General features: G+C 40.0%; 18 protein-coding genes. 7 read left to right on the top strand and 11 right to left on the bottom strand.

Annotation, left to right across the window (positions count from 1 at the left end):
* The first annotated feature begins 3 nt into the window (after positions 1–3).
* The 3 genes from U0R10_RS07465 (at position 4) to U0R10_RS07475 (ending at position 2,555) form a co-directional block, all read left to right on the top strand.
* Positions 4–858 carry an alpha/beta hydrolase gene (locus U0R10_RS07465; RefSeq protein ID WP_377983335.1) on the top strand — a complete coding sequence of 285 codons (855 nt, stop codon included), beginning with the start codon at positions 4–6 and terminating at the stop codon, positions 856–858.
* A 133-nt stretch (positions 859–991) separates the two neighbouring features.
* The gene (locus U0R10_RS07470; RefSeq protein WP_377983336.1) at positions 992–1,765 is read left to right on the top strand and encodes a hypothetical protein; all 774 of its coding nucleotides are present in this window, start codon (positions 992–994) and stop codon (positions 1,763–1,765) included.
* Positions 1,766–1,790: 25 nt separating this feature from the next.
* Positions 1,791–2,555: a hypothetical protein gene (locus U0R10_RS07475; protein ID WP_377983337.1), complete on the top strand. Its 765-nt coding sequence runs from the start codon at positions 1,791–1,793 to the stop codon at positions 2,553–2,555.
* A 101-nt stretch (positions 2,556–2,656) separates the two neighbouring features.
* On the opposite strand, the gene U0R10_RS07480 is transcribed toward U0R10_RS07475, so the two are convergent.
* The 6 genes from U0R10_RS07480 to U0R10_RS07505 form a co-directional block, all read right to left on the bottom strand.
* On the bottom strand, positions 2,657–5,098 hold the full coding sequence (locus U0R10_RS07480; protein WP_377983338.1) for a hypothetical protein: 2,442 nt from the start codon (positions 5,096–5,098) through the stop codon (positions 2,657–2,659).
* A complete protein-coding gene (locus U0R10_RS07485; protein ID WP_377983339.1) occupies positions 5,085–6,314 on the bottom strand; it encodes a hypothetical protein in 1,230 nt (409 codons plus the stop codon). The genes U0R10_RS07480 and U0R10_RS07485 overlap by 14 nt, the downstream gene beginning before the upstream one ends.
* On the bottom strand, positions 6,311–7,009 hold the full coding sequence (locus U0R10_RS07490) for a hypothetical protein (RefSeq protein ID WP_377983340.1): 699 nt from the start codon (positions 7,007–7,009) through the stop codon (positions 6,311–6,313). The genes U0R10_RS07485 and U0R10_RS07490 overlap by 4 nt, the downstream gene beginning before the upstream one ends.
* Positions 7,010–7,098: 89 nt before the next feature.
* A complete protein-coding gene (locus tag U0R10_RS07495) occupies positions 7,099–7,689 on the bottom strand; it encodes a helix-turn-helix domain-containing protein (RefSeq protein WP_377983341.1) in 591 nt (196 codons plus the stop codon).
* Between the two features lie 849 nt (positions 7,690–8,538).
* Positions 8,539–9,165, bottom strand: coding sequence for a peptidoglycan DD-metalloendopeptidase family protein (locus tag U0R10_RS07500; RefSeq protein ID WP_377983342.1), 627 nt, complete (start codon positions 9,163–9,165; stop codon positions 8,539–8,541).
* 33 nt (positions 9,166–9,198) lie between these two features.
* Positions 9,199–9,909 carry a membrane or secreted protein gene (locus U0R10_RS07505; RefSeq protein ID WP_377983343.1) on the bottom strand — a complete coding sequence of 237 codons (711 nt, stop codon included), beginning with the start codon at positions 9,907–9,909 and terminating at the stop codon, positions 9,199–9,201.
* 154 nt (positions 9,910–10,063) lie between these two features.
* Here U0R10_RS07505 and U0R10_RS07510 point away from each other — a divergent pair, with 154 nt between their 5' ends.
* Positions 10,064–10,465, top strand: a complete 402-nt coding sequence (locus tag U0R10_RS07510) for a helix-turn-helix domain-containing protein (protein WP_377983344.1) — start codon at positions 10,064–10,066, stop codon at positions 10,463–10,465.
* A gap of 10 nt (positions 10,466–10,475) precedes the next feature.
* Here the strand turns inward: U0R10_RS07510 and U0R10_RS07515 are convergent, their stop codons facing one another.
* On the bottom strand, positions 10,476–11,387 hold the full coding sequence (locus tag U0R10_RS07515) for an alpha/beta hydrolase (RefSeq protein WP_377983345.1): 912 nt from the start codon (positions 11,385–11,387) through the stop codon (positions 10,476–10,478).
* 39 nt (positions 11,388–11,426) lie between these two features.
* On the opposite strand from U0R10_RS07515, the gene U0R10_RS07520 reads away from it, so the two are divergent.
* Positions 11,427–11,771, top strand: a complete 345-nt coding sequence (locus tag U0R10_RS07520; protein ID WP_377983346.1) for a GldL-related protein — start codon at positions 11,427–11,429, stop codon at positions 11,769–11,771.
* A 134-nt stretch (positions 11,772–11,905) separates the two neighbouring features.
* The gene (locus U0R10_RS07525) at positions 11,906–12,568 is read left to right on the top strand and encodes a hypothetical protein (RefSeq protein ID WP_377983347.1); all 663 of its coding nucleotides are present in this window, start codon (positions 11,906–11,908) and stop codon (positions 12,566–12,568) included.
* A 24-nt stretch (positions 12,569–12,592) separates the two neighbouring features.
* On the opposite strand, the gene kbl is transcribed toward U0R10_RS07525, so the two are convergent.
* A complete protein-coding gene (kbl, locus tag U0R10_RS07530) occupies positions 12,593–13,789 on the bottom strand; it encodes a glycine C-acetyltransferase (RefSeq protein WP_377983348.1) in 1,197 nt (398 codons plus the stop codon).
* 4 nt (positions 13,790–13,793) lie between these two features.
* Complete coding sequence (locus U0R10_RS07535; RefSeq protein ID WP_377983349.1) at positions 13,794–14,747, bottom strand: NAD-dependent epimerase/dehydratase family protein; 954 nt, start codon at positions 14,745–14,747, stop codon at positions 13,794–13,796.
* A 197-nt stretch (positions 14,748–14,944) separates the two neighbouring features.
* On the opposite strand from U0R10_RS07535, the gene U0R10_RS07540 reads away from it, so the two are divergent.
* Positions 14,945–15,307, top strand: coding sequence for a hypothetical protein (locus tag U0R10_RS07540; RefSeq protein WP_377983350.1), 363 nt, complete (start codon positions 14,945–14,947; stop codon positions 15,305–15,307).
* On the opposite strand, the gene U0R10_RS07545 is transcribed toward U0R10_RS07540, so the two are convergent.
* Complete coding sequence (locus U0R10_RS07545) at positions 15,304–15,819, bottom strand: DinB family protein (protein WP_377983351.1); 516 nt, start codon at positions 15,817–15,819, stop codon at positions 15,304–15,306. The two genes, U0R10_RS07540 and U0R10_RS07545, sit on opposite strands and share 4 nt — an antisense overlap.
* 16 nt (positions 15,820–15,835) lie before the next feature.
* Complete coding sequence (locus tag U0R10_RS07550; protein ID WP_377983352.1) at positions 15,836–17,425, bottom strand: beta-N-acetylhexosaminidase; 1,590 nt, start codon at positions 17,423–17,425, stop codon at positions 15,836–15,838.
* Between the last annotated feature and the right edge of the window lie 126 nt (positions 17,426–17,551).

The following is a 17,551-nucleotide window of genomic DNA, read 5'->3' on the forward strand; positions in this document are numbered from 1 at the left end:
GCTATGAAATACATTTGTCTCCTTTTTGTCCTCATGATTGCTCATTCGATTAATGCCCAATTCCCGCTAACGAAAGAGTTAACGACAACGTTTGATTTGACCTCTACGTTCAACAAAACAAAATATACCTTAGAGGTATCCTTGCCCGTAAGTTATGATGCAAGCAAAAAATACCCCGTGTATTATATTTTAGATGGCTATTATGCGGCATCTATTGCACATGGAGCACATCGGACACTTCAATTGGAAAACCTGATTGAGGATGTTATCGTGGTTACCATTGCGGGTCCAGAGAAAACTACGAGTGAATGGTTAATTAATCGGTGGCCTGATTATACGTTCTCCAAGGACACCTTGAACGATGTAGGAGCAGCTAAGTATTTTAACATACCTATTGGAAGCTTAATTTCTGGTAAAGGGGAGCAGTTTTTGCAGACATTGACCCAACAAATTTTTCCGTTTATTGAGACCAAATATGGGTTTAATGGAAATCGAGGAATTTCTGGCCACTCGCTAGGGGGTCAAATGGTCGCCTACTTAATGTTTAAAACACCCTCGTTGTTTAATCGCTTTGGGATCAATAGCTCCTCTCAGCGACTTTGGTTAAAAAATGAAATTAGAACGGTTGAAAAAAACTATGCCGCGACACATAATGAATACAATGGAAGAGTCTTTTTGTCCTTTGGTACTTTAGAACCCAAAGACGGAATTGAAGATCTACACTATTTTGACAATCAACTCAAAAGTCATTATAAAAATATCGAAACCAAGTTTGTTGAATTTTCCGATGAAACCCATGTATCTGTGGTGCCAGCGATGTTGAGTAGTTGCATGTGGTACTTGTATAAAAGGAAGTAAACCACGTGATACACAATTAATTCAAAAAAAATTATTAGTTTCGAAAAGATACCTGTGGAGACTAGCACCCACATTAAAAAACGGGGCGTAACCGAAAAGCCTTATGAGTAGGAAAAAACTAAATCTAATACCTATGAAAAAATTAATTATCACCACATGCTTGCTCATGAGCGTGTTCTTTACATTTGCTCAAACAAGTGCAAAGCAGACTTTTTATTTAGTAAATTATTACAAGTCCGATCGAGGCAAAACGGCTGAGTATATCAGCTTAATCAAAACGTATGCTTCCAAGATTTGGAAGGAAAAAATTAAACAGGGTGATGTGGCTAGTTATACACTTTACAGTGTTTTGACAAGTTCAGGAGATCCCAATTATGACCTAGTTTCTATCCAGTCAGCTAGTTCCATTAATGATTTTTCAAAAACGAATACAGCAGACTTTATGAAAAAAGCCTTTCCAGGAATGGACGAAAAAACCTTAAGTGGCATGGCTAATATGTATACGTCATTACGCGTACCGGTAAAAACGGAGATCTATTCGAATATTACTGCCCTACGCGGTGAGGGGGATTATATGGAGGTTAATTTTATGAAATCGCTACCTGGGAAAGAAGGGGAATATGAAAGACAAGAAAAGGAAGTGTATCAGCCCATTCATCAAGAGTTTATAAAAAATGGGAATAGAACAGGTTGGTATTTTAATCGACTAATTGTTCCAGTGGCTGACGGATCAGAATACAATTATGTTACCGGAAACCTATTTAAAGATTGGGATAAATCGTATAGCATAACTATGGAGGAATATTTGTCGACATACAAAAGACTATTTCCTAAAACGCCACTACCTGAGGCAGCAAGAACGATGGTAAGAACTGACGTTTGGAAAATTGAAGTAAGAGAAAAATAATTAGCTAAAATTTAAAATAACAAAAATGAAAAAGATCTTATCATTAGTAGCGATCCTACTTATTTCGATCCATGTTGCACAAGCGCAACGTGTATACGCGATACATTCCGTACGCGTGGAAGGGAACCTTCAAAATTTTGAAAAAGCACAGATGATGCAATCCAAAGTCGCACAAGCATCTGTAAATAGTGGAGATGTAGCGGGATGGATTCTGTTACAAGTTGTAAAAATCGATGGTGTAGATGATGAAAATGGGTTTAACTATGTTTTTGCCCAAAGCGCAAACAACATCGATCAATTATTAGACGCCAAATTTGCTTGGTGGAATAACAACGCAAAAGTTCTCAGCAAATCAGAACAGGACGAATTAGCGCTTCTAACCACGTCATTTAAATGGACAAAAGATGAGCGAAATGTTTTCGTGACAGAAGATGATTTACCAGGAACGGGAGAATATGTACAATTTAACTTTGGCCGACCAGCGAATATGACTGGATTTGTTGCCGAAAATAAAGCACTTTGGAAGCCGTTCTTTAGAGATAACATGTCAAAATTCAATATGGGTGGCTGGGGAGTTGCTAGACGCTTAACTTCTGGTTCTAGTTTAGGAAATACGACGATTATGACTTGGGATGTATTCAAGTCATTGAACGATTTAATGAAATATAGAATTGGTTTTGCCTTACCTAAGGAATTGTTGGACAAATCTAAAATGGCTCAATACGATCCAAATGGATTTTCGCAGCAACAAATTTTGAAGGTCTTAGCCTATACAACGGCTACAAAATAATTTTCAATGGCCTCTGGAAACAGGGGCCATTTTTTCTATTTGTAAACCCACCAAATCCTGTATTTTGTTCTAATTATAATTTTTTTTGCTTTAGTTAAATTTTAAAAGTTCCGGATTGCACGAACGCGATTTTTGCTTGATTTATCTGATTTAGATTCGGCAGAACCTGATCTTGTATTAAAATTAATTGTCCAGGCCTCTTCATCATCATATTCGGTTGAACTCCAATAAATATCTGAGGCAAAATTCCCAACAATATTTCTGTTTAAATAAAGTAAATTAAGTTCATATTTGCTTGGCAAATACCAATCTCCATAAGTAGTTTCTAAGGAGTTAATTGTTTCACTTTTGACGAATTCATTACATATCAATGCTGCAAAATTTTCGCCATCGTACCCGTCACTTTTATTGAAATTGCGTTGACTTATTTCACTCGAAATAATAATTGTTGTATTTTTTATTCCAGCACCAATACCATTTGCCTGAGCTCTAATTTCTTTTCCAATATCTAAACCCCATTTGATATCGTTACTTTGATCACTCGCTGAAGCAATAAGGCCGTGTTTTCCACCATCATAAACATAAAAAATTATTCCTCCACCGTACAATTCGCCAACAGCATGTGTATTGTTATCTGAATTATTTGAAGCCGAAACCCAAGTAGCTCCGTTTGACATTAATACATTACCAGAGGTTCCTGGCGCAACAGTTTGAATGGCATTTGTTCCATTGCCCAAAAGAACATGGTTGCTTGATAGAGTAGTCGCTCCCGTTCCACCGTTGGGCACCCCCACGGTGCCACTGACATTCGCTGCATTTCCTGAAATATTTCCTGTGACTTTACTACCAGCAACCCCTGCTATTTTAATATCTGTTACTGAAGCATTGGCTAAATCCCCAGTAGCAATGCTTCCATCTAAAATTTTGGCTGAGTTTATCGCACCTGTAGCTATGACCGGTGAAGTTGCTGATCCAGTTAAATCCCCGGTTAGTTGAATTCTGCCTCTGACGGAACTACTTGCATCTACACTCTGTGCATCAACATATATTTTTACAGCATTTTGGGTTGGAAATAGGGTGGTACTTGTTCCTAATGCTGCATTCGATTTATTGGCCGCATCTTCTTTTAAGGCCAGCGAACTAGTTAAGGTGGTGATATTAGCTTTTAAGGCTAAGCCTGGTACGGTTGGCAAATCTGCGGTACCGGCCAAGTCTCCAGCTAATTTAAGCTTTCCTTTTTCAGTTGCACTAGCGTCAATTACTCCTGCTGAAGTTACTAGTTGGACAAAAGCGGTTGTCGCCAACTTTGTAGAGTTATCGGCAGATGTTTGTGTAATGGCTGTTGTCCCTGTTGGCAATGATGGAGTACCCGTAAATGCGGGGGAATTTATTGGGGCAGCTCCCGTGACATCAGCTACTGGAATGCTACTACTAGCCGACAAAGCAGATGTCCCTGTTCCTTTGACATAACCGGTTAATGTACTTGTTCCGGTTCCTCCGTTGAGCACTGCCACAATTCCATTGACATTTGCTGCATTTCCTGAAATATTTCCTGTGACTTTACTACCAGCAACTCCTGCTATTTTAACATCTGTTACTGAAGCATTGGCTAAATCCACGGTAGCAATGCTTCCATCCAATATTTTGGCTGAGTTTATGGCTCCTGTGGCTACGGCAGGAGAAGAGGCTGTTCCAGATAAATCCCCAGATAATCGTAATATACCCTTGGTATCTGAATCTGCATCTCGGATGGTTCCGTCATCACCATCATCATCTTCGTCGTCATCATCGTCGTCATCCGAATTATTATTTCTAGGATTTTGCCACGATGGCACACCTGTTTTCATGGTTAACACCTGGCCTTCATTTCCTTTGGGCAATCGTGTGCCTTCGCCGAAGTTTTCTCCATAGATCAAATCACCTTTGGTGGTCATAGGTGATAAAGCGTTGAAACCAGAGATTTTAGTACTGGCTCCTGTTCCTCCATTGGCCACTGCCACGATTCCACTTACATTCGCCGCATTTCCTGAAATATTTCCTGTCACTTTACTTCCAGTTATGGTTGTGATTTTAATATCGGTCACTGAAGCATCGGCTAAATCTGCGGTTACAATGCTTCCATCGAGTATTTTGTCTGAATTGACAGCTCCTGTGGATATAGCTGGTAAATCAGCTGTACCGGCTAAGTCTCCGGCTAATTTAAGTTTGCCTTTTAGACTTGTACTGGCATCTATAATCCCTGCCGCTGCGGCTTGTTGAACAAATGCGGTCGTGGCAATATTGTTACTATTATCTCCTGATGACTGAGTTACTGCAATAGTAGATGAAGGCAACACAGGGGTACCAGTGAAGATAGGTGAATTTTTGTCGGCTTTAGCATCTACAGACGCTTGCAAAGCAATTCCAGCGGTGGCTTGTTGGACAAAAGCCGTTGTAGCTAATTTAGTCGAATTATCAGAAGAGTTTTGTGTAATTGCGGTGGTTCCTGAGGGCAAGGATGGCGTACCCGTAAATGTAGGTGAGTTTTTATCAGCTTTTTGCATCTACGGTAGCCTGCAAGGCTGCTCCCATAGTTGCTTGATCCACATACGTTTTTACTGCTCTCACGGATGGATATTTACTATCGGATCCAGCATCGCCTTGAATATTGGTCGATTTATTACTAACATTCTCTTTGTTGGCCAAAGCTGGAACGGTGGGATTTGTGGCTGTACCACTTAAGTCACCAGCTAATTGGATTTTTCCTGTTGCTAAAGTAGTGGCATCAGGTATGTTGCCGGCGACAAGTTTGGAGATATTTTGATCAATATAGGTTTTGGTTGCTTTTTGGCTAGGGTATTTTTGGTCTGAGGGGCTAGCTCCTCCTAAATCAATTTCTGTGGATTTGTTTGATACGACCTCGGCGGTTCCTGAAAGGTTATTTACGTTATCGTTTGTTTCCCTAATTTGTCCCCTTAACCCCCCTATCTGAGAATTTAAATTGTTATTGGTTGTAGAAATCTGATTTTGCTGCTCAGAGAGTTTTGTAATTATTGTACTAATGGAACTCTGATTGTCTTTTATATTTATTGAATTCTCAATCAATTTAGTATCTAGACTTGTAATACTTTGATTAATAACCAAGAATAATTGATCACTACTTTTTTTGTTATCATCAATGATTTGATTGGCGATTTTAATTTGACTAGAATTATTTTTGATATCTGCTTTTACCGGCTCTAAATCTTTTGAGATTAAATACCCTGGATCATTGAAAAATTGGGATAATCTTGTCGGGGCATCACGTACATTTTTGTAATCTACAGACTCAGCATACAAGGCATAAGCACTGTAACTTAATTTTTGATTGCTAACTTCTGTGAATGTTTTCCCGTTGTCAAAGCTGACAGCAACTGCCAAGTTTTTAACAATTTCATCCCAAATAATTGTGTCAAATGTACTGTATTTTGCGCCTGTTTCTGAAGATGAATTTGAGCTTAAACTTCCATTGGTCGGAGCGAGGCCAATAGTCAAATTAATGAGACCAAATTCATCGGTCTCTGCTTGTTGGATTTCTGTATAATCTACACCGTTTATAGAGCTAATTGTAAATTTTATGGCCACTTTACCTTTTTGAAATGGTTGGCCCATTATTTTATTCCCAGGAATGTCTAAAGGATTTGGATCTAGGATGATGGCTTGGTAATTAATTCCCTTTTTTTGCCCGTAGGACAAAAATGAAATCGCCAAATACATTAAAATGTAGACTACCTTATTCATTTTAAAAATTTTAATCCTATCAAAAAACTGGTAGGCACAAAGTTTAAAGTAGCTTCGCCAATTTTATCTGCATGTGTCGTCTGTATTTTCTGGTAGGCAATAAATGCCGATGTTTTATCATTCAATTTTTTGCTTATTTCCCCTCGATAACCCATAAAGAATTGGAACGTATTGAATTGTGGATTATTTACTAGAGGAAAATATTGGTTTGAGATTAACTGGTTTCCGTTAATCATTTTGAAAATTCCCAATTGCCCTGTTCCCGCAATTGATATACCAAGTTTGATAGGAATTTCTATACCAAAGCCTGCTTGAGTTCCAATAAAATCTGAATGATAAGCAAAGTGAATTTTTTGGAGATCACCCACAGCATTCATTTGCAGGTAATTTATCCCTAAATCGTACTGGAAAGTACTTAGTATTTTCGATATGGTTGGATGTTGGCTAAAGTATATACTTCGTTTACTAGTATTGGCCAGGTTCTTACTTGTATCTAAAACAGCCTCTGAAAAAATAATTCCAAAATGAGAACCCGAAGACGGCCTTAGGTAATTTGCTTTAACCCCATTGGCTTGGGTATAATTAAATGTTGTTATTGACGAGCCTAGTTGTATTTTATAATTTTGAGCTTGGCTAAACGAAGTAATTAGAACAACGATTAACGGCAATACTTTTAACAAAGAAATGTACTTCATGTTAATGCTCTATTTTATCCAGAGCAAGTAACTATTTTTAATTTTTTGTTTTGTACGGTTTTTTTGCAGCCCCAAAAAAATCTAACAAACTAGTTGTTGTTTTTAATTTTGAATAAAAATTCAGAGGCTGAAAGTCCATGTAGGCTTTTGCATGCAAAGTGAAAAGTTTGTCGATTCTTAAATCCAGCTTCAAATGCTAAAGCTTCAATCGTGTATTTTTTCCAAATGGGGTTGTGTGATAATTCATCTTTTAGATAGGTAAGTCTACAAGAATTAACAAACTCAGGAAAACTTAGGCCATGTGTTTGCTTGATGGATGATGAAATTTGAGATACACTTATTCCTGTTCTTTCAGAGATATTAATAATTTTTAAATCAGGATTTAAGAAAACTAATTCTGTTTCAAATAAATTCTGAATTTTTATGATGTGGCCTTCCGGAACACTTTTTTTTGTGTTGTTATTCTTTGTAGAAAACTTGTCTAATTCTCTTTTGGAGAAAAATCCACTAAGTGTTGGCCCTACTAACATTTGTGGATTTATAATCAAGTATAATGCTTCAAAAAGGTAGTTTAATGAAAATATTATGTAGATAATGATTAATTCAGTAGAAGATTTAATACCTATTAATTTCATAGTAACGAAATAATATACAATAAATAGCACAGCGACTACTTTCATTATAAAATCAATTAAAATCCATTTTATGATTATTTTGTTGCTCCTATTTAATATGTGAAAGCCCTTTATTCTAAAGTAATTGTAAAGATCAAATCCTATCCAAATAGAATATATTACTATGGATAATCCTTTTAAATTTTCATGTACTGACATAGGTAGCCAGCCAAAATTACCTGTCGAAGCTGAGAGGCTTCCTTGCTTTATAATAAACTTTATTTCATTCACTTTCGTTTCTGTTGAACTTAAGTAAAACGGAATATACTCGACGGTATGTAAAAAAAATGGGACGAAATGAAGAAAATAGATCCTTTTAAATTTTCGGTTGGGGTATAATAAAAACTTTTGAATGAGGATTGAAAGTGGGCCTACGAGGTAAATAGGTGGCGACAATGACCTAAAAAAATAGGGGTAATCTAAAATGTTATTTTCAGTTAAATAATAAGAGATTATGAGTGTAATGGCCAATAAAGTAAATTGAATTCCTAATAGTTTAGAAGCTATTAACCCTTTTCTCAAGATTAAATTTATTCCAAAGAGTAAAAATAATGTACCAAGGCAGAAGTGAAATAGGACTGATAATAACTCCGTCATTATTTGTTTGAATATTTAGAACACTTCGTAAAGTTGTAAAAAGTATTTTTATTTTTTGAATAATTAAGTTGGGATTTCTATATGATTACCTTCAGGTACTAGTTTAGAAAGAAATTTAACTATGAATTTGTTTTGCCTTACCTAAGGAATTGTTGGACAAATCTAAAATGGCTCAATACGATCCAAATGGATTTTCGCAGCTACAAAATAATTTTCAATGGCCTCTGGAAACAGGGGCCATTTTTTCTTCTCTTGGGATTAGACTATTCCAAAAGAAGCCGGATCCGGGCAGTTGTGGGCATAAAAATCTACATCTCGCTTCGCACATACCCCGGGATAATCTCCTTGAAACCCCTGCATATCGCGGATTAGCTGGAAATGCAGATGTGGCGGCCAGCCGCCATTTTCAGTTTGATTTCCCAAATGGCAAAGCTTTTGTCCTGCGCTTATCGGCATGCCAACTTCCAGTTGGCTTAAATCACCCATAGACAGGTGCCCATATAAACTGTAGATATTTGCTTTCGGGTGATGTAAAATGATCGTTGGCCCATAATTCCCCGCCCCGTCATTCACCATAAAACTATGCACCACGCCGTCTAATGGCGCAAAAACGGGCGTTCCTGCTGTCGTCCAAAAATCCATGCCCAAGTGAATATTCCTAAAATCAGCTGAAGATGTTTCGAAATTAGCATAGGTCTCATAAATGACCCGGTGCTCCAGGTATCCGCCATAACCAATCTTATCACCAATCTTCGCTTCGATGTACGCGTTAAACGCGGAGGCATTCCCATAGATGGATGGAAGCAAGTCCAAATTCGTGGCACTTAAATCTAGTGAGACGCTTGTGCTATCAGTTAGGGGTTTTGCAAAAAGCCGGTCAATCATGTGGGTATAATTTCCTTCAAAGTATCGTAAAACCTATTTTCGTATGCTCCATATTTCATGGATGGGATCTCCCTTGCTTGACAAACCGGAGTGTTCCCAATCTCCAGCTTTTAGCGCATAATTGAATTTTAAACGAAGGCCTACTCTCGTCTCATCTTTCGAAAAGAACTCAATGCGCTCAGCGTACTCACCATTTTGGGTTGTGTAGGTACCGCCTCCAGTTCCTAGGAATTGCTTCGTATCGGTATCGTAAGCGATCCATTGAAATCGAGTTCCCGATAAAATTTTCATGGTTTTTCTGGCTACACTGGTGTCGCGTTTTTGGACTTTACCATCCATGATTCTTCCCGACATCAGCCAGGCCCCTTGAAGCACACCAGGCTTGCCGTCATCGATTCTTCTAAATTTTCTTTTACTGCCTACGATGGTGAGGGAATCGTGGGTCATGGCTATTTTAAAACTGACTTCTGTGCCAACAAGCGCAGCATTATCCGTGTGAAACTCTCGTTTTTCGGTCACTACGTCCCCATTCAACTTCCATGTTCCGCCATTGGCATGAATAAACTTGCCGTTGCTTGCATTGTATATGGTCAATACTTGATAGCCATCGGCAAAAATGACAACACTTCTTAGCGTGTCTCCGCTTTCAGAAATAGATTTGGATTCCCACGCACCTACCGGGCTTTGGGCGCGAACCCCAATTGACAGGGCTGTGCAGACTATTAGTAGTATGATTTTTTTCATCGTGTTTTAGTTAGGGGATTGAATGGTCCCAATAATTTTTCAAATATATAGCTTGGCATTCGTGAAACACGGGAATACCGAAAAATTATATTGGCTTGTTCATTTTTCGGAATCTGTTTGTATTATTGCCCTAGACACAGAAAATGTCGTACTAATGACACAATCATATTTGCAAATGGAATTTGGTGCAAGATTAAAAGAGCTAAGAACACGGTTGAACATCTCGCAAAAAGAACTTTCCGAGCAGACGGGATTAACCCTCAGAACGATTCAGCGAATCGAGAACAATGAGGTAAAACCGAGTCTTTATTCCGTAAAAGTTCTAGGTGAAGTATTGCAGGCCGACTTATCTCCATGCGTTAAGCCATCCGAAGCCAAACCCTATGAGTTTAATCTAACGCTTAAAATCACAGATATGAATCAATTCTTACATGACTTAACCGTTTTGTTTAAAACACATTGGAAAACAATTTTCCTGATTGTTTTGGTTATTTGGTTACTCACGAGTTACACAGACATCAAATCGGGCATCATGGATGGGTGGAATGGAAAGTAGTTTGGGGCCATTATTTCGCCACCAAAAACTTATTCACATCTAACCAATGCACAAACGCATCAAACCATTTATTGCTCGTTCTGTTCGGATTGCCTAGGCCAAAGCCGTGCCCACCATTTTGGTATAAATGAAACTCCACGGGTCTGCCCGCTTTAAACCAAGATTCAATCACCCCAAACTGGGAGTTAAACAAGAAGTCATCTGAAGCGATGGCATTAAACATCGGGGGAGCGTTTGCCGGCACTTTCACAGGCCCCATGCCGCCATAAATCGGACCAATAAAGGCGAGCTTCATCGTTTTCGAATGTAGCGTTGCATGCATCGTTAAACCCGCTCCAGCGGAGAACCCAATCATGCCAATGCGCTGCGTATCCACACCCCAAGCTGCGGCGTTTTTGATGATCATCGCATAGGCCGCCTCAGCATCTGTGAGCTGGTTGGTTAAATCCATTTGCGCCATGGGATTCGTATTTTTTGCGGCGCTATCTGTTTTTACGGGAGCGGGACGTGGGCGGTTCATCCAAGCGGTAAAATCTTCCAATTTTTCTGGGGTTGGGAATAAGCGGTATTTTAAGACGAAGGCAGTTATGCCTTTTTTGGCAAGGGCCTCGGCTACTTCCCAGCCTTCATTTCCCATGGAAAGCCAACGGTACCCCCCACCCGGAGCCACAATGACTGCGGCGCCATTTGCTTTACCTTTCTCTGGAAAGAAGGGCGTCAATGTTGCGGTTGATATATTGCGAGCCATCGGATCGCCCCACTGCCGAAACCACGTTTCCGGCGCCGGTTGGTCTTTTACGGAGCCCGTGTTTAAGGGAATGGCATTGGGTTCTTTGGGAGTTTCAAGCGGATAAATAGTTCCATCTTGAGCGATAGCGGTGAATGCTAGACAGGAAATAAGGGCAAAGAATAGCGATTTCATAGGTTTTATCAGGTTTAGATCATTAAGATAATTAATCAGATGTTATGGTTTTACAGGGGTTTATCATTTATTTTGACACATCATCCGATTTTACCTATGAAACTTGGAACGCTTGTTACTTGGAGTTTTTTCATCAGCCTAGCCACATCGCTTGTAGGGGCATTGATGAAGATTTTACATTTGCCAGGTGCGGACCAACTGCTCATCGCGGGCATCGTGTCGAATGGCGTATTTGTGGTCACATCTTTGTATGAAATTTGGAATTCCTACAGGATAAACAAAAATGAAAAAATCATGTGGACAATCGCCTTCATTTTTATGGGAATTTTAGGCGCCATTGCGGGGATTGTTTATTTATTAATAGGCAGAAAACGCGTAGTTTAAGTTATGATGAAACAATTCTTGACCAAATATCGAAATGAAGTTATTGTGGGCGTTCTTGTCTTTCTTTTCCTGATTTTCAGAGATGGAATCAAGTCATTAGTAAGCTAAGTTCAATTACGCATAGTAAATAAGCAATGAACGATTTTTACAAACAGCCAAAAGCATTCGTCTGGATTGAAGCAATATTGTTTTTTTTGGCAGGGATATTCCTCGCGATTCTTATCATTGAACAAGGGTATACCAACTCATTCGTTTATTTAGCCTTCATTTTATACGTTCCGATTAGTCAATTTTTATATACCCCGCTATTTACGTTGACCGGCGGATACACCTATTACTCGCCGATGCTTTTAGGCTATATGGCGAACGAAAAACAAATAGATTTACATAGCGGAACGAGCTTTGACCATTTATTTGTTTTACGGAAAATAAAGCCAGGTGTTGAATTGAGAAATAGGTTGCTTTCGTACCATTTGGAAGGCTTACTACACCTAATTTCACAAATTGAAAATAAGCAGATTTCGGAGTCGGTTTCGATTGTGGGAACGTCGTATTTTTTCAATGATAGGACGCTGCATAAATTAGGGTTCCAAATAGAAAATGCCACGGCATTTTATCGAGCGAACCTCTTTCTCAACTTCATCGATTTAACGTGGATGTATTCTCTTTCGCGCGGGAAGTTCTCCATTCCCTCGTTATGGGATGCTAAAAAAGCGCGGATTCAAGGCAGCGATTTGGTCGCACAGAAAAATAATTTAGCTGCCCTATATCGTACCTTGAACACAAAAAAGGGCTGAAATCTCAGCCCCTTTGAAAATAAGTTACGCAATAACTCCCAGCTCTTTTCCTACTTCCGTAAAGGCAGCAATCGCGTGATCTAATTGTTCCCGAGTATGCCCAGCGGAGATTTGGACGCGAATTCTCGCTTGCCCTTTGGCCACCACCGGATAGTAAAAACCAATCACGTAAATCCCTTTTTCTAAGAGTTTTTCGGCCATTTTTTGGGAGATAACCGCATCATATAACATGATCGGAATGATCGGGTGTTCGCCAGATTTGATATCGAAACCAGCAGCAACAATCCGCTCCCGGAAATACGCCGTGTTTTCCTCCAGCGTATCGCGCAATTCTGTCGTTTTAGATAATATATCAAAAACCGCAATCGACGCACCAGTAATGGATGGCGCTAAGGTGTTCGAAAATAAATAAGGTCTAGAACGCTGTCTTAATAGGTCGATGATTTCCTTGCGGCCCGACGTAAATCCGCCCGATGCTCCGCCCAACGCTTTGCCCAAGGTGCCCGTAATGATATCAATTTTACCCATCACCCCTTTCAGTTCGTGCACGCCACGTCCTGTCTTTCCCATAAAACCAGAGGAGTGACACTCGTCAATCATGATGAGTGCTTCATATTTTTCCGCTAAGGCGACAATTTTATCCAATTGCGCAATGGTGCCATCCATCGAAAAAACACTGTCGGTGACAATCATTTTTTGTTGGGCCCCATCCGCCACCGCCTGCTTTAACTTCGCCTCTAAATCGTCCATCGAATTGTGCTCATAGCGGTAGCGCATCGACTTACATAATCGGATTCCATCGATGATGGAGGCATGGTTTAGCGCATCAGAAATAATCGCATCTTTTTCGCCTAATAAGGGCTCAAAAACACCTCCATTGGCATCAAATGCCGCCGCATATAAGATCGTATCTTCAGTCCCCAAAAAGGTAGAAATTTTTTCTTCTAAGGTTTTGTGAATATCCTGTGTGCCACAAATAAAGCGAACTGAAGATAGCCCAAAACCATGGGTATCAATTGCGTCTTTCGCCGCCTGAATTACCGCAGGATGCGATGAAAGCCCTAAGTAATTATTCGCACAAAAATTATACACTTTTTCGCCGCCCTGAATCGTAATTTCGGACGCTTGTGGCGAGGTAATGACGCGCTCTTTTTTAAATAATCCAGCCGCTTTAATCGACTCAATTTCTTTGGTGATGAATGGCTTATATTGTTCGTACATAAACTTATAGGTTGTGGATATAGGAAGGTAATTTAGTTAAAATTTCAGTGGTCATTTTAGGCAAGTCAAATTCCGCTTTCCATCCCCAGTCATTTCTAGCACAGTCATCATTGATACTCGAAGGCCACGAATCTGCGATTTGTTGCCTGAAGTCTGGAGCATATTGAACCTGGAAGTTTGGATGGTGGGATTGAATGCTTTCCGCAATTTCACGCGGAGAAAAACTCATCCCTGATACGTTATAGCTGGTGCGGACCCGAATACTTGAGGCTGGCGCCGCCATTAATTGCATGGTTGCCTGGACCGCGTCATCCATGTACATCATGGGTAAATATGTATCCTCTTGTAAAAAACATGTGAAGCTTTGTTCCCGAATTGCTTGATGATAAATATCTACAGCATAATCAGTCGTGCCTCCTCCGGCCAACGATTTATATCCAATCAGCCCTGGAAATCGCAAGCTTCTGACGTCAACCCCATAGGTATTGAAGTAATATTCACACCAATGCTCGCCAGCTAATTTCGAAATGCCATACACCGTGGTGGGATTTTTTAGGGCATCTTGAGGTGTTTTTTGTTTAGGCGTATTGGGGCCAAACACGGCTATCGAGCTAGGCCAAAAGATTTTCTCTAGCTTATTTTCTCTTGCTAATTCGAGTACATGTAGCAATCCCCGCATATTCATATCCCAAGCTTGCATCGGGTCTTTCTCCCCAGTGGCAGAAAGAATCGCAGCTAAGTGATAAACCTGCGTAATTTGATCTTTTTGAAGCAGTTTGCCAACGGCCTCTTTGTCCAGTACATTTAAGGTTTTGAAGCGACAATAGTTAAATTTTGATCGTGCGCTTTCCTGAAAATCGGTTGCAATAACCGCTTCGCTACCGTATGTATTGGCTAAGGATTGTGTGAGCTCCGTGCCTAGTTGGCCGCCCGCACCAATCACCAATAGCTTATTCATGTATGTTTTGTTTGTTGATGTGTAGTTAAAATTACCAATGTTGATTTAAATTGGCTACTACTAAATCAAAAACAATTAAATTTGTTTGAGGTGCGCGGGTCAAATAGGCCTTTTTTAGTCAAAAACGGCATGTTTTCATGACAGAGTAGGCATTTACACGTTGCGTCGGGACTAATTTCAAATCTTCTAATTCAACTATGCTATTACCTAAATTATCTCTTGCACTTAATATATTGGTCCTAATTCCCGTATGTTCCGGGCTACTTTTAAAAGCGAATTGGGCACTAGATTCCTACGGCATCGAAACGCCTGCAAGGGGAATTCTACTTTCGATTTATTTGACCATTCTAATTTTCTCGGCGGCCCTGCTCTTCAAGTTTGATGCCAAAATGGTGATAGCGCTGCTGTCGGTTCAGATTATTTATAAGCTGCTAAGCCCAATCATGGTGGGGACGATGACAAATCCCGTCATCATCAGCAATTTGTTTATCGCCCTATTTCATGCGTATAGTGTTTGGAAATTGTCAATAATCGAAAAAATCAACCCATTCGTTTCTTAAGATTTTTCGATTAGCTTTTCGTGGTGTTTCACATGATAAATCGTAAAATAGAGCATTTCGCGTAAGGTGAGTTTGCCCAATAAAGGATGTGGTAAAATGTACTGATCAAGCTCTTCTTCTGAACGCTTTTCAATCGCTGTACATAGATTTAAGACTTCATTTGTTAGGCTTGCTTTCAATTTTTGGCCTTGATGTAGGTCCACTTTTTTAGGGACAAATGGACCTGTAGCCTTGCTTCCACTGGCTAATTTGGCATGATATCGCGCGATTAGCGCGTCATAGCTTCTTCCTTCTCTGTTCGATTTCCCCCAAATAAGCTTTAACAAAAACAGGGGTAACCGAAACGCTAAACCAACCGGCTTGACAGAAAGATAAATGTGCTCAAGCTGTTGGCCTGCCGTCCACTTATCGTTTTTACTTACACTAAATTCTTCCGGTGAAAGTTGACCTACACAGGCAATAAATTCCTGGTGATTTTCAGTCAGCTTGTTAATGAGCGTTTGCTTATCCATGTTATTATTTGATCATTTATGGCTGTGCCAAAAACGCTTTCGAGTAGTTAATTTTCAGCGCATCCATTGCCGGCAAATGGCCCGTCAAACGCCTTTTAAAATCCGCATAATTTTTGGACTCTTTGGTCGACCACGCTACTTCAGAAAGTGCTAAGGCCCGCGGATACGTCATGTATTCAGCATACGCAATATTGCTGATGTATTCCGTCCAGATATTGGCTTGGATACCGACTACGTGCTTGGCTTCTTCCGCCGTTAATTCGGGAAGATTCGGCTCAAATGAGTAACACTTGCTCAAGGGCAATAATCCCCCGATGGCAACAGGCTCCGTTTTAGGATCCGCTTGATAGTAATCCAAATAGAAATATGAATTAGGCGACATCACCACATCGTGATTTTGTTTCGCCGCTTCAATTCCACCTTTTGTGCCACGCCAGGACATCACCATGGCATTCGGAGATAATCCTCCTTCTAAGATTTCGTCCCAGCCCAACAGTTTTTTGCCTTTGGAGGTAACGAATTTATCGATCCGACGAATGAAATAACTCTGTAATTCATGCTCATCTTTTAAGCCCAATTTCTTGATTAAATCTTGGCAGAACCGACTTTCTTTCCATTGGGTTTTCGGACATTCGTCTCCACCAATGTGAATATATTGACCCGGGAAAAGGGCCATCACCTCGGTTAATACATCTTCCAAAAAGGTGAATGTTTCCTCCCGCGGAAACAACACATCATCCGATACGCCCCACTTTGTTTTTACCTGATATAGCTTGTCGGCGTTCGCCCCAAACTGCGGATACCCAGCCAAAACGGCCTGCGAATGACCCGGCATTTCAATTTCCGGAATCACCTCGATGTATTTTTTCGTTGCATAGGCGACGATGTCTTTTACCTCCTCTTGGGTGTAAAATCCGCCATGCGGTTTGCCGTCATATTTTTGGTCTTTGTAATGACCCAACATGCTTTCTTTGCGGACAGACGAAATGGATGTCAATAATGGATATTTTTTGATTTCAATGCGCCAGCCTTGGTCTTCTGTTAAATGCCAATGAAACGTATTCATTTTATATATCGCCATTAGGTCGATGAAGCGCTTAACCGATGCTACTGGATAGTAATAACGACCCACGTCTAACATCAACCCACGGTATGAAAACCGAGGTTCATCTTTAATCGATACGTTTGGAATCGAGATGCTTCCTGTCAAAGGCGACCCAGCATAGACTTGTGCAGGCATTAATTGCAACAAGGTTTGTAAAGCGTAAAAAGCACCTTTGCCTGTTTTGGCTTGAATAGCAATTTTCTTCGAACTAATCTGAAGCGTGTATGCCTCGTCCCCTAAGTTGGCATTCTGCGAAAATTGAATCACTGCCGATTTCGTCGCTTTCGCGCTGATGGGGAAAGAACTAGCCCCTTGAAGATACTCCTGTAGTAAATTCGCCACGGGAGCAAATTCAGTATGTGAATAACCAATCGTTGTAGACTTTTTAACCACAAATTGACCCGTTTGGGGTATGACTTCTTTGGGTAAAGGAATGAGGTTGTAGTTGTTTTGTGCGAATCCCGCGAACGAGATAAAAACGAGTAATGCGAAAATTTTCATACGGGATTGAATAGGTTTTGGTGAATCAAATTAACCAAAAATAGTTTACTAATTGAAATACCTTCTCCAGATTCATAGCACATTTGCAATGTTAATAGAATCCAATTAATATTGAAATTCAATTCA

It is taken from the genome of Aquirufa avitistagni, assembly GCF_042715545.1.
Lineage (GTDB): Bacteria > Bacteroidota > Bacteroidia > Cytophagales > Spirosomataceae > Aquirufa > Aquirufa avitistagni.

What these genes read in the sequence shown, in the direction of transcription:
- U0R10_RS07465 (WP_377983335.1), top strand. Translation starts at nt 4, where the DNA reads ATGAAATACATTTGTCTCCTTTTTGTCCTCATGATTGCTCATTCGATT.
- U0R10_RS07470 (WP_377983336.1), top strand. Translation starts at nt 992, where the DNA reads ATGAAAAAATTAATTATCACCACATGCTTGCTCATGAGCGTGTTCTTT.
- U0R10_RS07475 (WP_377983337.1), top strand. Translation starts at nt 1,791, where the DNA reads ATGAAAAAGATCTTATCATTAGTAGCGATCCTACTTATTTCGATCCAT.
- U0R10_RS07480 (WP_377983338.1), bottom strand. Translation starts at nt 5,098, where the DNA reads ATGCAAAAAGCTGATAAAAACTCACCTACATTTACGGGTACGCCATCC.
- U0R10_RS07485 (WP_377983339.1), bottom strand. Translation starts at nt 6,314, where the DNA reads ATGAATAAGGTAGTCTACATTTTAATGTATTTGGCGATTTCATTTTTG.
- U0R10_RS07490 (WP_377983340.1), bottom strand. Translation starts at nt 7,009, where the DNA reads ATGAAGTACATTTCTTTGTTAAAAGTATTGCCGTTAATCGTTGTTCTA.
- U0R10_RS07495 (WP_377983341.1), bottom strand. Translation starts at nt 7,689, where the DNA reads ATGAAAGTAGTCGCTGTGCTATTTATTGTATATTATTTCGTTACTATG.
- U0R10_RS07500 (WP_377983342.1), bottom strand. Translation starts at nt 9,165, where the DNA reads ATGATTGACCGGCTTTTTGCAAAACCCCTAACTGATAGCACAAGCGTC.
- U0R10_RS07505 (WP_377983343.1), bottom strand. Translation starts at nt 9,909, where the DNA reads ATGAAAAAAATCATACTACTAATAGTCTGCACAGCCCTGTCAATTGGG.
- U0R10_RS07510 (WP_377983344.1), top strand. Translation starts at nt 10,064, where the DNA reads ATGACACAATCATATTTGCAAATGGAATTTGGTGCAAGATTAAAAGAG.
- U0R10_RS07515 (WP_377983345.1), bottom strand. Translation starts at nt 11,387, where the DNA reads ATGAAATCGCTATTCTTTGCCCTTATTTCCTGTCTAGCATTCACCGCT.
- U0R10_RS07520 (WP_377983346.1), top strand. Translation starts at nt 11,427, where the DNA reads ATGTTATGGTTTTACAGGGGTTTATCATTTATTTTGACACATCATCCG.
- U0R10_RS07525 (WP_377983347.1), top strand. Translation starts at nt 11,906, where the DNA reads ATGAACGATTTTTACAAACAGCCAAAAGCATTCGTCTGGATTGAAGCA.
- kbl (WP_377983348.1), bottom strand. Translation starts at nt 13,789, where the DNA reads ATGTACGAACAATATAAGCCATTCATCACCAAAGAAATTGAGTCGATT.
- U0R10_RS07535 (WP_377983349.1), bottom strand. Translation starts at nt 14,747, where the DNA reads ATGAATAAGCTATTGGTGATTGGTGCGGGCGGCCAACTAGGCACGGAG.
- U0R10_RS07540 (WP_377983350.1), top strand. Translation starts at nt 14,945, where the DNA reads ATGCTATTACCTAAATTATCTCTTGCACTTAATATATTGGTCCTAATT.
- U0R10_RS07545 (WP_377983351.1), bottom strand. Translation starts at nt 15,819, where the DNA reads ATGGATAAGCAAACGCTCATTAACAAGCTGACTGAAAATCACCAGGAA.
- U0R10_RS07550 (WP_377983352.1), bottom strand. Translation starts at nt 17,425, where the DNA reads ATGAAAATTTTCGCATTACTCGTTTTTATCTCGTTCGCGGGATTCGCA.